We start from the raw sequence: 13,123 nt of genomic DNA, 5'->3' as shown, positions 1-13,123 counted from the left end.
ACATCAGAGATGCAGACCAATTTTTCGCCCGCCCAGCTTGCCGACCCTGATGTCGCCGAGTCCGAAAAGATCCTGCGCAAATGCGTGCATTGCGGTTTCTGCACCGCCACCTGCCCGACTTATGTAACGCTTGGCAACGAGCTCGATTCGCCGCGCGGGCGCATCTACCTGATCAAGGACATGCTGGAAAACGGCCGTCCCGCCGACAAGGAAATCGTCACCCATATCGACCGCTGCCTCTCCTGCCTGGCCTGCATGACCACCTGTCCGTCGGGCGTCAATTACATGCATCTGGTCGACCATGCTCGTGCTCATATCGAGGAAACCTACAAGCGGCCGCTGCTCGACCGACTGACTCGTGCCATGCTGGCTTTCGTGCTGCCCTATCCCCAACGCTTCCGCACCGCGCTCAAGCTTGCGAGGCTGGGCAAGCCTTTCATTGGCCTGTTCGAGAAGATTCCTGCACTGAAGCCGCTCGCGGCGATGCTCAAGCTCGCGCCTGCATCGATCCCGGCGGCCTCGCCGATGGCTTTACCGGGTATCCATGCCGGGCAGGGGGCGAAAAAGGGCCGTGTCGCCATCCTGACCGGCTGCGCGCAATCGGTGCTTGACCCTGCCATCAACGACACCACCATCTCGCTGCTGACGCGGCTCGGTGTCGAGGTCGTGGTGCCACCGGGCGAGGGCTGCTGCGGCGCCCTGGTTCATCACATGGGGCGGGAAGAAGCCGCCCTTGCCTCGGCCAGGCAAAATGTCGATGCCTGGACACGCTCCATCGAGCAGGGCGGGCTCGACGCCATTGTCATCACCGCATCGGGTTGCGGCACGACGATCAAGGATTACGGTTTCATGCTGCGGCTCGATCCGGCCTATGCCGACAAGGCCGCGCGCGTGTCGGCGCTGGCCAAGGACATCACCGAATATCTGGCAAGTCTCGAGCTCCCTGAACCGGTGCGCAAGCCGGGCACGGTCGTTGCGTATCACTCGGCCTGCTCGATGCAGCACGGCCAGAAGATCACCCGGCAGCCGACGGAGCTGCTCGCCAAGGCCGGTTTCATTGTGCGCGAGCCGCGCGAGGGCCATCTCTGCTGCGGCTCGGCCGGCACCTACAACATCCTGCAGCCCGAGATTTCGGCCAGGTTGCGTGATCGTAAGGTGAAAAACATCGAGGCGACGGGCGCCTCGATCGTCGCCACCGGCAATATCGGCTGCATCACGCAGATCGCATCCGCCGCCAGCATGCCGGTGGTGCACACGATCAAACTGCTCGACTGGGCCTATGGCGGGCCGAGGCCGGATGGCATCCTGGATGAGAGCCTGGTCGCGGCGGAGTAGGCCGGGCGCTATTCCGCCGCAAGCCTGTCGGCCGTGCCGTAGGTCGCCTCGTAGAGCGCGCGCTGGCGGCTGAGCGCGACCATGGTATTGCGCAGCAGGATCGCCACCGTCAGCGGACCGACGCCTCCCGGCACCGGCGTGATCCACGAGGCGACTTCCTTGACGCTGTCGGTGTCGACGTCGCCGACGATGCGGCTCGTGCCGTCCGGTCCGACCTCCGAATTGATGCCGATGTCGATGACGGCGGCACCCGGCTTGACCATGTCGGCTTTGATCAGCCGCGGCTTGCCAACGGCGACGAACAGCGCATCGGCGCGCCGCGCATGGGCGGCGACCGACCGTGTCATGTGATGGCAGACTGTCACCGTCGCGCCTTCGCTCATCAGCAGGAAGGCGATCGGCTTGCCGACGATTTCCGAATGGCCGACGATGACCACTTCCAGCCCCTTGAGGTCGAGGCCGGTTTCCTTCAGCAGTTCGACCGAGGCGGCCGCCGTGCAAGGCGCGAGATCGAGCTGGTTGTAAACGATGTTGCCGATCGAGGCCGGATGCATGCCCTCGACGTCCTTCAGCGGATGCACGGCCGCCTGCAGCATCTTGATCGGGATATGCGTCGGCACCGGCCGCTGGATGATGATGCCGGTGACACGCGGATCGGCATTCAGCCCATGGATGGCTGCTTCGAGTTCACCTGAGGTGATCGTGGCGGGAAAGCGCCGTTCCTCGAAATCGATGCCGGCGAGTTGAGCCTTGGCACGCTGGTTGCGCACATAGACATCGACGGCGTCGGTATCGCCGACGGTGATCGAGATCAGCTTGGGCGGAAAGCCCTCGGCCTTGGCAATGGTCGCGTCCTCGCGCACGGCGGCGATGATGCGCTGGGCAACCGGGCCGCCCCTGAGATAGCGGCTGTCGTCGGACAGGGACATGGTTCGAACCTTTGGTGGGGAAATTGTGCACTGCAATAGCAGAGCACGGCCCGGAAATCAGCCCTGAAAACGAAACACCGTGCCTCCGGGGCGACCTGTCGCACCGTGAAACGAAAAGGGCAGCCCGGTTACCCGTGCTGCCCTCTCGTGACTGGCCGTATCCCCACACGGCCCGTCCCCCGTTAACTCGTTGCCAGTCTAAGCACGTCTTCCAAAAGTGCGCTATGACTTAAGGGCAACAGCGCGCCAAACCCTGCTCAGCACTGCTTAACCGGCTGATTCGCTGCCACTATATCACCTCGACGGTGGTTCCGACATTGACCCGCTCATAAAGGTCGACCACGTCCTCGTTGCGCATCCGGATGCAGCCCGATGATACCGCGCCGCCGATCGTCCAGGGCTGGTTGGTGCCATGGATGCGGTACTCGGTCGTGCCGAGATAGAGAGCGCGCGCGCCGAGCGGGTTTTCCATGCCGCCGGCCAGATAGGTCGGCAGGTATCGGCCCTTGGCCGCTTCGCGCTTGATCATCTCGGCCGGTGGACGCCAGTCCGGCCAGACGCGCTTGTTGGTGATCTTGTGGGTGCCCGACCATTCGAAGCCGGGTTTGCCGGTGCCGACGCCGTAGCGCCGTGCCTTGCCGTTCTTCTCGACCAGATAGAGGAAATTCTGCGTGGTATCGATGACGATGGTGCCCGGCTTCTGGGCGCCGTCATAGGCAACTTCCTGCGGCAGGTAGACGGGGTTGATCTGCCGGCGCATGACCATGCGTTTGGCAGGCGCCTGCACAGCGGCCGTCTGTACGCTGTCGGGCTGTGCCGGCTGCGCGGTGCGCTGGCGCGGCTGCTGCTGCACGGCCTGTCGGTTCTGCCGCACGATTCCGGGCGCATGGCCGAGCTGCAGCACCCAGGGCGCGGAAAGGTCGGGGCTCACCATCACCGGCGGTCTGTCGGTATAACGGTCGTTGGCGGTTGAGGGTGTGACGCCGGCGGCAAACACAGCCACGGCGCCGAGCAAGGGAAACAGAACTCTTTTCATCGGGAACGCACCTTGATCGTCTAATACGCCGGGCAAGAACGCTCCCGGCTTGCGCGATCATTGGCGGCGAGCAGCAACCGAAACATGAATCGGAATGCGTAAAATGCGGTTCTGTCAGTAAACTCTTTGGTGTGGTTACCGCCCGGTTCAGGAATCTGGTAAAGCCACGGTAAAGACAGCGCGCAAGCGCGTTAACGGATGGATTTCTTGGGATGAGCAATGAAAACACCGGCCTGCTTGCCGGTCCTGACGGTGTCGTGCGCTGCTTCTGGCACGGCAATCTGCCCGATTATCTGCATTACCATGACCATGAATGGGGCCGCCCGGTGGCCGACGACCGCAGGCTGTTCGAGAAGATCTGCTTGGAAGGGTTTCAGTCGGGCCTGTCCTGGCTGACCATTTTGCGCAAGCGGGAGAATTTTCGCGAGGCCTTCGCTGGCTTCGACTTCGATAAGGTCGCCGCCTTCAACGAACGGGATGTCGAGCGCCTGCTCGGCAACGCCGGCATCATCCGCCATCGCGGCAAGATCGTCTCGACCATCAACAACGCCAAACGCGCCCGCGCGATGGTGGATGAGTTCGGCTCGCTGGCCGCCTGGTTCTGGAAGTTCGAACCCGGCAAGGAGGAGCGGCCGGAGATCGTCGACCTCGCCCATCTGCGCGCCAACCCGACCACCGCGGTTTCCGTTCGGATTTCGAAGGACCTGAAAAAGCGCGGCTGGACTTTCGTCGGCCCGACCACCGTGTACGCCTTCATGCAGGCCATGGGCCTGGTCAACGACCATCTCGAAGGCTGCGTGTGCCGTAAGGAGGTCGAGAAGCAGCGGAAGGCTTTCCAGCGGCCGAAATAGCCGGGGGCAGCTCAGGTGCCGTTGGCGCTGGCCAGGAACAGCCCGGCGACGATTGCGGCCACCGTGGCGACCGTCGGATAGATCACCAGCAGACCGGTCACCAACGCGTCGCGCAGGGAAGGATCCTTGCTGGTGCCTGCCGGCACATCGAACGGCCCGGCAGCCTGACCAACCATTTGCGGTGCATGGGTGCCCGCCGGGCGCAGGCGCGTCGGCACTTCGCCGGCCTCGCTGTTGGCCTCAAATTCCGTTGCGCTGGTCATGTCCCGAACCCCTTCGTTTCGGTGCGCTATATCGGCCGCGATTGTGTCGGCACGATGCCGCGCCCGTGGCGGCATTGTTTCATTTCTGGTGTGTTTTTGTTTCAGGGGGTTTCGATTCTTCCTGATCTTGTCGGGTGCGCTCCGGGGCGCCAACCCTTGCCGCTCCCGGCTTCATCGGTTAGGAAACGCGCGCTGTGAACGCGCTAGATTTGCCGCGTCACGAAGTCATGAACATCGGGTGCCCAGATTATGGCCGACAAATCGGAAAAGACGAAAGCGCGGCTGCCGCGCGGGTTTGCCGACCGCGGCGCCGAGGATATCCGCGCCGTCGAGAAGATGATGGCGACGATCCGCTCGGTTTATGAGCTCTATGGCTTCGAACCGGCCGACCAGCCGCTGATCGAATATACCGATGCGTTGGGCAAATTCCTGCCCGACCAGGACCGGCCGAACGAGGGCGTGTTCTCTTTCCAGGACGACGACGACCAGTGGCTGTCGCTGCGCTACGACCTGACCGCGCCGACCGCGCGCTTCGTCGCCGAGAATTTCGAACGCCTGCCAAAACCCTACCGCAGCTACCGTTCCGGCTGGGTGTTCCGCAACGAAAAGCCCGGGCCCGGCCGCTTCCGCCAGTTTATGCAGTTCGACGCCGACACGATCGGCACGCCGGGCGTCGCGGCGGACGCCGAGATGGCGATGATGATGGCCGACGTCATGGAAGCGCTCGGTATCAAGCGCGGCGACTACGTCATCCGCGTCAACAACCGCAAGGTGCTCGATGGCGTGCTGGAAGCGATCGGCCTTGGCGGCGAGGAGAATGCTGGACGAAGACTGCAAGTGCTGCGGGCAATTGATAAGCTGGACAAGTTTGGCCCGGCGGGGGTGCGACTGTTGCTTGGCCCTGGCAGATGGGACGGTGGCAAGGAAGGTGAGGGCGATTTTACAAAGGGTGTAGCGCTCACCAAGTCGCAAGCTGATCGCGTTTTGCTTTTATCCAGTCCTAACGAAAGCGATGCGATGCAAAGTCTTCACATGATGTGGGGAGCAGTCGCAGGCTCAGACCGAGGTGCGGAGGGCGTTCAAGAACTCGACGACATTCGCAGCATGATTGCCGCCGCTGGTTACGATGATGGCCGTGTTAAGATCGACCCATCCGTCGTGCGCGGCCTTGAATATTACACCGGCCCGGTCTTCGAGGCCGAGCTTCTGGCTGAAATCCCCAACGAGGACGGCCAGATTGTGCGCTTCGGCTCGGTCGGCGGCGGCGGCCGCTATGACGGCCTGGTCTCGCGCTTCCGTGGCGAACCGGTGCCGGCGACCGGTTTTTCCATCGGCGTCTCGCGACTGATGACGGCGCTGAAGAACCTCGGCAAGCTGGACGTATCGGAAGTGATCGCGCCGGTCGTCGTGCTGGTCATGGACAAGGATACTGAAAGCCTCGGCCGCTATCAGAAGATGGTCTCGGAATTGCGCGCCGCCGGCATTCGCTCCGAAATGTATCTCGGCGGCGCCGGCATGAAGGCGCAGCTCAAATATGCCGACCGGCGCGGTTGCCCCATCGCCGTCATCCAGGGCGGCGACGAGCGGGCCAAGGGCGAATTGCAGATCAAGGACCTGATCGAAGGCGCGCGTATGTCGGCGGAGATCACCGACAACGCCGAATGGCGCGCCGCGCGTCCGGCCCAGGTGACGGTGGTCGAGGGTGAACTGGTCGCCGAGGTGAAGAAGATTTTGGCGGCGCAGGCTGCTGATCGCGCCAAGGGTGGCGCTTGAGCACCCCCCTCTGGCCTGCCGGCCATCTCCCCCGCAAGGGGGGAGATGGGATGTCGCGTAGGTTTTCGCCAATCTCCGATGTTGGGAAAAACGCGCCGAGCCCGAAGCTGCCGATCTCCCCCCTTGCGGGGGAGACGGCCGGCAGGCCGGAGGGGGGTGCCTCGCGCCCAACCTGTCTATGACCTCCCGCCCCGCGATCGCCACCGACATCACCACCCTCTTCGCCGCGCGCAACACGCATGCGGTGGAAGTCGCGGTGCTGCAGCCGGCCGATCCCTTCCTCGATATGGCCGGTGAGGATTTGCGCCGTCGCATTTTCCTGACCGAAAGCGAGACCGGGCAGGCGCTCTGCCTGCGGCCCGAATTCACCATTCCCGTCTGCCTCGACCACATAGCCAGCCAGGCCGGCACGCCGCGCCGCTATTCCTATCTGGGCGAAGTGTTTCGCCAGCGCCGCGAGGGCGGCAATGAGTTCTTCCAGGCCGGCATCGAGGATCTCGGCGACCGCGACACGGCCGAAGCCGATGCCCGCTCGGTCGCCGACGCGCATGCGCTGCTGTCGCTGGTGCTGCCCGGCCAGCCGCTGGCGGTCACGCTTGGCGACCAGGCGATTTTCGAGGCGGTGCTGGCGGCGCTGGGCCTGCCGCGCGGCTGGCGCATGCGGCTGGCCCGCGCCTTCGGCTCGGCGCCTATGTTGGAGACAGCACTCGCCGATCTCGCCAACCCGCCGCGCAACAGCCAGCTCTCCGGGCCGGTCGCGACGCTTGTCCTCGATGGCGATCTGGACCGTCTTTCCCAGCATATTGCCGGCGGCATGGAGGAAGCCGGCTTGTCGGCATCGGCCGGGCGCGCGCCGTCGGATATCGCGCGGCGGCTGATCGAGAAAGCCGAGTTGCGCAGCGTGCGGCTGTCGAACGAGACTTTCGCGGCGCTGAAAGATTTTCTGGCGATCGACGTGCCGCTCGATGGCGCGGCCCAGGCATTGGAAACCTTCGCGGCCGGCGCTAGACTTTCGCTGGGTGCGGCGCTGGAAAAATTCTCGGCCCGCGCCAAGGCGATCGAGGCGCATGGCTTGCCCTCCGAAAAAATCCGCTACGACGCCGCTTTCGGCCGTCCGCTCGACTACTACACCGGTGTCGTCTTCGAAATCGCGGCCGCCGACGGCGAGCGCGCCCTGGCCGGTGGCGGGCGCTACGACCGGTTGCTGACGCTGCTCGGTGCCAAGACCGCGATCCCCGGCGTCGGCTTTTCGGTGTGGCTCGACCGCATCGAGGCGCTGCGGGGGGCGGCATCATGATCACGCTCGCCGTTCCCTCGAAGGGTAGGCTCAAGGAGCAGGCGCTGGAGGTGTTGGCCAAGGCCGGCCTCGCCGTCAGCCTGCCCGGCGACGAGCGTAAGTATCACGCCCGCGTCGAGGGTCTGGACAATGTCGAAGTGCTCTTCCTGTCGGCTTCCGAAATATCGGGCGAAATAGGCCAAGGCGCGGTCGATCTCGGCATCACCGGCGAGGACCTGGTGCGGGAAAATCTCGCTGACTGGGAAGCGCGGGCCGAGATCGTCGCCCGCCTCGGCTTCGGCCATGCCGATGTGGTGGTCGCGGTGCCCGAGATCTGGCTCGATGTCGACACGATGGCCGATCTCGACGATGTCGCCGCCGATTTCCGCCAGCGCCATGGCCGCAGGCTGCGGATTGCCACCAAATATTGGCGGCTGACGCAGCAGTTCTTCTCCCAAAAGCACGGCATTCAGGTCTATCGCATCGTCGAGAGCCTCGGCGCCACCGAGGGCGCGCCGGCGGCCGGCCTCGCCGACGTCATCGTCGACATCACCAGCACGGGCTCGACGCTGCGCGCCAACCATCTCAAGGTGCTGGCCGACGGAGTCGTGCTGAAGTCGCAGGCCTGTCTGGTCGCGTCGAGGAAGACACGTGCAGCGGCCGATGACGCCGTTTTGCGCGACATCGTCGCGAAAATGGCGGCAGCGGTCGCGTAACGATCCTCCAGGGAAGGGGGCTCCAGTACCATCGACGGGATTTCCAGCATCCCGGCAGGCTGATAGGTTCGGCCAGTCTTGGGAGGAGAGAGCGATGCCGGTCAATCTCGACGAGCTGAAGAATGCCACCAATCTGCGCGGACGCGGCGCGCGCGCCGGCAGCGTCTTTATTGCACCGGTCGATGGCAGGGCGCATGTCTCGGGCGACCGCAAAGTGCCGCTGCTCGACAAGACCATTCCCGCGCTGTTCTCCGACACCGTCGGCAAATACGGCACGCTCGATGCCGCCGTGTTCGTCGGCCAGGACAAGCGCTTCACGTGGAGCGAACTGTCGGACACGGTGGATGCGTTGGCCGCCGGCTTCCTGGCGCTCGGCCTCCGGAAGGGCGACCGGGTCGGCATCTGGTCGCCCAACCGCTGGGAATGGCTGGTGACGCAATTCGCCACCGCCCGCATCGGCCTGATCCTGGTCAACATCAATCCGGCCTACCGGCTGACCGAGCTGGAATATGCCCTGAACAAGGTTGGCTGCAAGGCACTGGTGACGGCGGCGAGCTTCAAGACATCGGACTATCTCGCCATGATCGAGACTCTGGCGCCGGAGATCGCTACGGCGACGCCCGGCAAGCTGAAGGCCGTGAAATTGCCGGCGCTCAGGATCGTCATCCGTATGGGCGAGGAAAACTCGCCAGGCATGTTCAATTTCGGCGACGTGCTGGCCATGGCCGGTCGCGACGAGCATGATAGCCTCGACCGCATCTCGGAAGGGCTGAAGCCGGGCGATGCGATCAACATCCAGTTCACTTCAGGCACAACGGGCGCACCCAAGGGCGCGACGCTCACCCATCTCAACATCGTCAACAACGGCAATTTCGTCACCTCGGCCATCAAGCTCACCGTCGACGACCGGCTCTGCATCCCGGTGCCGCTCTATCACTGCTTCGGCATGTCGATGGGCACGATGGGTTGTGTGTCGAAGGGCGCGACCATGGTTTTCCCCTGCGAGGGTTTCGATCCGGGCCTGACGCTGAAGGCGATCGCGCGGGAGCGCTGCACCGGCCTTTACGGCGTGCCGACCATGTTTGTCGGCATGCTCGACCATCCGGATTTTCCGACCTTCGATCTCTCCAGCCTGCGCACCGGCATCATGGCCGGTTCGCCATGCCCGATCGAGGTGATGAAAAAGGTGGTGTCGCTCATGCATATGGCTGAAGTGACCATCGCCTACGGCATGACCGAGACCAGTCCGGTCTCGTTCCAGAGCAGCACCGACGATCCGCTGGAAAAGCGTGTCTCGACCGTCGGGCGCGTCCACCCGCATGTCGAGGTCAAGGCGATCGACGCCTATGGCGCCACCGTTGCGGTCGGCGCGCCGGGCGAGCTTTGTACGCGCGGCTATTCGGTGATGAAGGGCTATTGGGACGACGACGAAAAGACTCGCGAGGCGATCGATAGCGATGGCTGGATGCACACCGGCGACCTCGCCACCATCGACGCCGAGGGCTATTGCAACATTGTCGGCCGCGTCAAGGACATGGTCATTCGCGGCGGTGAGAACGTCTATCCCAGAGAGGTCGAGGAATTCCTCTACCGCCATCCCAAGGTGCGGGAAGTGCAGGTCTTCGGCATCCCGGACGCCAAATATGGCGAGGAGCTGTGCGCCTGGATCGTGCTCAAACCCGGCCAGGTCGCCACCGAGCAGGAGATCAAGGCGTTCTGCGCGGGCCAGATCGCCCACTACAAGGTGCCGCGCCATATTCGCTTCCGCACGGAATTGCCGATGACGGTGACCGGCAAACCGCAGAAATTCCTGATGCGTCAGGCGATGGCCGAGGAACTCGGGCTGGTGGCGCAGAAGACGGCGTGAGGCCGGATCAGCCGTGTCGCACAAGCGCGCCGATACCGTCGAGCAGCGCCTGCTGGTCGCCGACCCAGAACCAGTGGTCGTCGCCATCGACCTCCATAAACCGCGCGCCTGGAATCTTGGTCGCTAGGAACCGCCCCGCCTCGATGCGCACGGCGCGGTCGCCGGAACGGTGTAGGATCATCGTCGGGGCGGAGACGTTTGCCAGGAGGTGACGGACATCGGTGTCCCGCAACGCGTCGAGCAGCCCGGCGACCGCACCCGGGCTGGAGGCTGCCCTGAGCAATCCGGCCCACCAGGTCCTCGCCTGGCGGTCGCCAGCGAGGCTCGGTGCGAAGGTGTCGATTTCCGCCGCGCCACCCCAGCCCGCCAGCAGCCGTTGCTTCCACAGATCATACTGCGCGATGGTCAAGGCGTGGGGATAGTCAGGTGCACGGCTGCCTTTGGCGAGCGAGCCCCACAAGACAAGGCCCGTCAGCCGATCTGGATGCTGGACCGCAAAACGGATACAGCCCGGCCCACCCTCCGACGCGCCGACCAGCAAGGCCCTGCGGCTGCCGGCCGCGTTCATGACCGCCAGAATATCCTGCGCCGTCGCCTCGACCGTGGGGCGGGCACCGACGCGGTCGGAAAGCCCCATGCCGCGCCGGTCGAAGAGGATCAGGCGACCCAGGCGCGAAACCGCGGTCAGCCAGGCGCGGCAACCCGGGTCTTCCCAGATACGCTCGACATGTGAAATGAAGCCGGGAACAAGCACGATGTCCGTCGGGCCGCTGCCAAAGATCTGGTACGCGATGTGGATGCCGCCCACCGCGACATAGCGCGTCCTGGGCACATCCAGGGCGGCGTCCTGAGTTGGCTGGCTCAGCAAGGCAAGCGTGGCGGGGTCCGGCACTACGCCGAGTTCGTCCCGCAAGAGCCGGATGCACGTGTCGATCTGCCGCTCGGCCGCCGCCCTGTCCCCGGCCGCCAGATGGGCACGGATCAGATGTCGGTGCGCGCTTTCGCTCAAGGGGTCGAGTGCCGCCAGCCGTGTCGCGTGAACGACCGCGCCACGAGGCTGGCTGTCGGCGATCTTGGCGTCGATGAGCCGCTCCAGCGCCTGCACCAGCCGGCCACGCAACGTCTCTCGCCGAAAGAAGACCCATTCCTTGAATTGCGGACAGTCCGGCAGCAAGAAGCCGGCGAGATAATCGTCTTTGTAGATCTCGGCTGCCTTGTCGAGAGCGCCGGAATTGCAGGCCTGCTCGAAAATCCTGGTGTCGATCTCGGCGGACAACGCCGGGTGCAGGCTTAGCGAGACGCCTGTGGCGGCGATGATCTCGTTGCCGAACGCGATGCGGATTTTGTACAGCGTGCGCCGAAGGCGGGCGCGTGCGGCCTGCTCGTCGGCTTCCGGCCACAATAGCGTGGCGGCGACCTCGCGCGCCACCGGCCCGCTGGCCTCGGCGAGATAGATGAGGAGGGCTGCCGCCTTGCGCAGGGCGAGTTCCACCCGCCGGCCGTTCAACCGGAACTCCGGAAAGCCCAGAAATCGGAATTCCAATCGCTCCATCGATCCGACCACGGCCATGCAGGGACGTTGAGGGGACGCCGGCCTTCTATCCATTCCCACGACGTCGGGCCGATCGGGCCCGATCACGGGACTCCCTTGGAGCGAGAAATGTCACTGGTCAATACTCTCACCCGCCCTGTCGGTGCCGCCAACACACGGCAAGGAGGCTGAGACATGTGCCAATCCTGTCTCTCCTGGTACGCGCGCTGCATTGCTCCCTACCTCGTCCACGCCGGCTGTTCGGCCAACGCTTTCACGGACATGCGAAGGCGTCTGATCCCGCGGGCAGGGGGCGTCGTCGTCGAAGTCGGCTTCGGCTCCGGCCTGAACCTTCCCCATTACGACGCCGCCAGGGTGAAGCGGCTGGTCGGCGTCGATCCCGACGGCACGATGCTGGGCCTTGCCGAACCGAAGAGCCGTTCCCTGCCATTCGATGTCGACTGCATCAGGGCCAGCGGTGAAAGGCTGCCCTTGGCCGACAGCTTCGCCGACACGGTGGTCGTCACCTATGCCTTCTGCACCATTCCGGACCCCGAGGCGGCGCTGACCGAGATCCGGCGCATCCTCAAGCCCACGGGCCGGCTGATCTTCATCGAGCACGGCCAGGCCGAAGGGCCGCGTTGCCGCCGGTGGCAAGAGCGTCTGAACCTGATATGGGGCCGGCTCGCCGGCGGCTGCCACCTCAATCGCGATCCATTGCACCTGATCCGGACGGCGGGCTTTCATATCGTCGAAGCGCAGCGCGAGCGGTTCCAGCTACCCTTCTGGCAGTTGGGAAGTCACCATGCCGGCATCGCGATACCCCTAACGGGTTGACGGGATGCCTCGTCCGCTAACGCCGCCCGCGCCGTATTTCCGCCGGCCGTGGCGCCGAACCCGGCTCCTGCACCAGCGGCCCCAGCAGCACCTCGCCGAACAGTGGCTGGTAGCTGCGGCGCACCGCCGGGTCCTCCTTGAAGGACAGCGCATATTGCCCGATCTGGTGGAAATAGGTGATGCGGGCCCTGACCAGGCTTTCGTCCTCGGGATAACCCATGGCGCGGAAGGAGCGGGTCAGGAGTTCGATGCGCAGGTCATCGATATCCTTGACCTCCTGCGCCAGCTTTTTCGACGTTCGTGACCAGTCGCGCACGGCGAGGTCGAGCAGGGGACTAAACGGCGCCTCGTCGACCCAAACATGCACGATGTCGGTGAAGAACTGCAGGCCGTCTATATTCTGCATCTCGCGCATAGCCCAGAAGGGCTCGCAATTGATATCTCGCCATTCTTGCAGCAGGCCGTCGCGAAGATCGGCCAGGCTGGTGAAATGGAAATAGAAGCTGCCGCGCGTCACCTTGAATTGCTTGGCGAGGCGGTCGATCTTGACCTCGCCAATGCCGTGCTTCTCCAGCACCTTGCGCGCCGCTGCGATCCAGGCCTCGCGACTCAGCGTCTGCCGCGCCGTCTTCCCAGGTCCCGCGGCTTTGGCTGGTCTCTTGCCTTTGGCCGGGGCGCTGTCCGATTTCATCCGATCAAGACCTTCATC

At 64.5% G+C, this 13,123-nt stretch carries 12 protein-coding genes; 7 read left to right on the top strand and 5 right to left on the bottom strand.

The annotated features are described in order from the left end of the window. Nucleotides 1-9 precede the first annotated feature (9 nt). Nucleotides 10-1,335 carry a glycolate oxidase subunit GlcF gene (gene glcF / locus FJ527_RS00135; protein ID WP_140821115.1) on the top strand — a complete coding sequence of 442 codons (1,326 nt, stop codon included), beginning with the start codon at nucleotides 10-12 and terminating at the stop codon, nucleotides 1,333-1,335. An 8-nt stretch (nucleotides 1,336-1,343) separates the two neighbouring features. On the opposite strand, the gene FJ527_RS00130 is transcribed toward glcF, so the two are convergent. Then, entirely contained in the window at nucleotides 1,344-2,264 is a 921-nt protein-coding gene (locus FJ527_RS00130; protein WP_140821114.1) for a bifunctional 5,10-methylenetetrahydrofolate dehydrogenase/5,10-methenyltetrahydrofolate cyclohydrolase, read from the bottom strand. 289 nt (nucleotides 2,265-2,553) lie between these two features. Then, nucleotides 2,554-3,300, bottom strand: coding sequence for a L,D-transpeptidase (locus FJ527_RS00125; RefSeq protein WP_140821113.1), 747 nt, complete (start codon nucleotides 3,298-3,300; stop codon nucleotides 2,554-2,556). A gap of 212 nt (nucleotides 3,301-3,512) precedes the next feature. On the opposite strand from FJ527_RS00125, the gene FJ527_RS00120 reads away from it, so the two are divergent. Beyond that, entirely contained in the window at nucleotides 3,513-4,151 is a 639-nt protein-coding gene (locus FJ527_RS00120; RefSeq protein WP_140821112.1) for a DNA-3-methyladenine glycosylase I, read from the top strand. Nucleotides 4,152-4,162: 11 nt separating this feature from the next. Here FJ527_RS00120 and FJ527_RS00115 read toward each other — a convergent pair whose 3' ends face one another. After that, nucleotides 4,163-4,414, bottom strand: a complete 252-nt coding sequence (locus FJ527_RS00115) for a hypothetical protein (protein ID WP_015316507.1) — start codon at nucleotides 4,412-4,414, stop codon at nucleotides 4,163-4,165. A 249-nt stretch (nucleotides 4,415-4,663) separates the two neighbouring features. On the opposite strand from FJ527_RS00115, the gene hisS reads away from it, so the two are divergent. From hisS to FJ527_RS00090, 4 genes are all read left to right on the top strand, one after another. Then, nucleotides 4,664-6,187, top strand: a complete 1,524-nt coding sequence (hisS, locus tag FJ527_RS00110; protein ID WP_140821111.1) for a histidine--tRNA ligase — start codon at nucleotides 4,664-4,666, stop codon at nucleotides 6,185-6,187. A gap of 178 nt (nucleotides 6,188-6,365) precedes the next feature. Continuing rightward, complete coding sequence (locus FJ527_RS00100; RefSeq protein ID WP_140821109.1) at nucleotides 6,366-7,484, top strand: ATP phosphoribosyltransferase regulatory subunit; 1,119 nt, start codon at nucleotides 6,366-6,368, stop codon at nucleotides 7,482-7,484. Then, nucleotides 7,481-8,179: an ATP phosphoribosyltransferase gene (gene hisG / locus FJ527_RS00095; RefSeq protein ID WP_015316510.1), complete on the top strand. Its 699-nt coding sequence runs from the start codon at nucleotides 7,481-7,483 to the stop codon at nucleotides 8,177-8,179. Before FJ527_RS00100 ends, hisG begins: the two co-directional genes overlap by 4 nt. Nucleotides 8,180-8,273: 94 nt before the next feature. Continuing rightward, nucleotides 8,274-10,046, top strand: a complete 1,773-nt coding sequence (locus FJ527_RS00090) for an AMP-binding protein (protein WP_140821108.1) — start codon at nucleotides 8,274-8,276, stop codon at nucleotides 10,044-10,046. 7 nt (nucleotides 10,047-10,053) lie between these two features. Here FJ527_RS00090 and FJ527_RS00085 read toward each other — a convergent pair whose 3' ends face one another. After that, nucleotides 10,054-11,598 (bottom strand): alpha/beta hydrolase, encoded by a 1,545-nt coding sequence (locus FJ527_RS00085; protein WP_181166250.1) that lies wholly within the window; start codon nucleotides 11,596-11,598, stop codon nucleotides 10,054-10,056. Between the two features lie 174 nt (nucleotides 11,599-11,772). Between FJ527_RS00085 and FJ527_RS00080 the strand changes: the two genes are divergently transcribed. Beyond that, nucleotides 11,773-12,414: a class I SAM-dependent methyltransferase gene (locus FJ527_RS00080; protein ID WP_015316513.1), complete on the top strand. Its 642-nt coding sequence runs from the start codon at nucleotides 11,773-11,775 to the stop codon at nucleotides 12,412-12,414. A 16-nt stretch (nucleotides 12,415-12,430) separates the two neighbouring features. Here the strand turns inward: FJ527_RS00080 and FJ527_RS00075 are convergent, their stop codons facing one another. Continuing rightward, nucleotides 12,431-13,105 carry a TetR/AcrR family transcriptional regulator gene (locus FJ527_RS00075; RefSeq protein ID WP_015316514.1) on the bottom strand — a complete coding sequence of 225 codons (675 nt, stop codon included), beginning with the start codon at nucleotides 13,103-13,105 and terminating at the stop codon, nucleotides 12,431-12,433. Nucleotides 13,106-13,123 lie beyond the last annotated feature (18 nt).

Origin of the sequence: Mesorhizobium sp. B2-4-18, assembly GCF_006441385.1 — a bacterium.
Taxonomy (GTDB): domain Bacteria; phylum Pseudomonadota; class Alphaproteobacteria; order Rhizobiales; family Rhizobiaceae; genus Mesorhizobium; species Mesorhizobium australicum.
Note: the sequence above shows the minus strand (reverse complement) of the source record. Positions and strands in the feature narration are given on the sequence as shown.

Bases quoted from the DNA above. Each gene is read 5' to 3' on its own strand.
- FJ527_RS00075 (WP_015316514.1), bottom strand. From the start codon at position 13,105: ATGAAATCGGACAGCGCCCCGGCCAAAGGCAAGAGACCAGCCAAAGCC.
- FJ527_RS00090 (WP_140821108.1), top strand. From the start codon at position 8,274: ATGCCGGTCAATCTCGACGAGCTGAAGAATGCCACCAATCTGCGCGGA.
- FJ527_RS00115 (WP_015316507.1), bottom strand. From the start codon at position 4,414: ATGACCAGCGCAACGGAATTTGAGGCCAACAGCGAGGCCGGCGAAGTG.
- FJ527_RS00120 (WP_140821112.1), top strand. From the start codon at position 3,513: ATGAGCAATGAAAACACCGGCCTGCTTGCCGGTCCTGACGGTGTCGTG.
- glcF (WP_140821115.1), top strand. From the start codon at position 10: ATGCAGACCAATTTTTCGCCCGCCCAGCTTGCCGACCCTGATGTCGCC.
- FJ527_RS00100 (WP_140821109.1), top strand. From the start codon at position 6,366: ATGACCTCCCGCCCCGCGATCGCCACCGACATCACCACCCTCTTCGCC.
- hisG (WP_015316510.1), top strand. From the start codon at position 7,481: ATGATCACGCTCGCCGTTCCCTCGAAGGGTAGGCTCAAGGAGCAGGCG.
- hisS (WP_140821111.1), top strand. From the start codon at position 4,664: ATGGCCGACAAATCGGAAAAGACGAAAGCGCGGCTGCCGCGCGGGTTT.
- FJ527_RS00085 (WP_181166250.1), bottom strand. From the start codon at position 11,598: ATGGAGCGATTGGAATTCCGATTTCTGGGCTTTCCGGAGTTCCGGTTG.
- FJ527_RS00125 (WP_140821113.1), bottom strand. From the start codon at position 3,300: ATGAAAAGAGTTCTGTTTCCCTTGCTCGGCGCCGTGGCTGTGTTTGCC.
- FJ527_RS00130 (WP_140821114.1), bottom strand. From the start codon at position 2,264: ATGTCCCTGTCCGACGACAGCCGCTATCTCAGGGGCGGCCCGGTTGCC.
- FJ527_RS00080 (WP_015316513.1), top strand. From the start codon at position 11,773: ATGTGCCAATCCTGTCTCTCCTGGTACGCGCGCTGCATTGCTCCCTAC.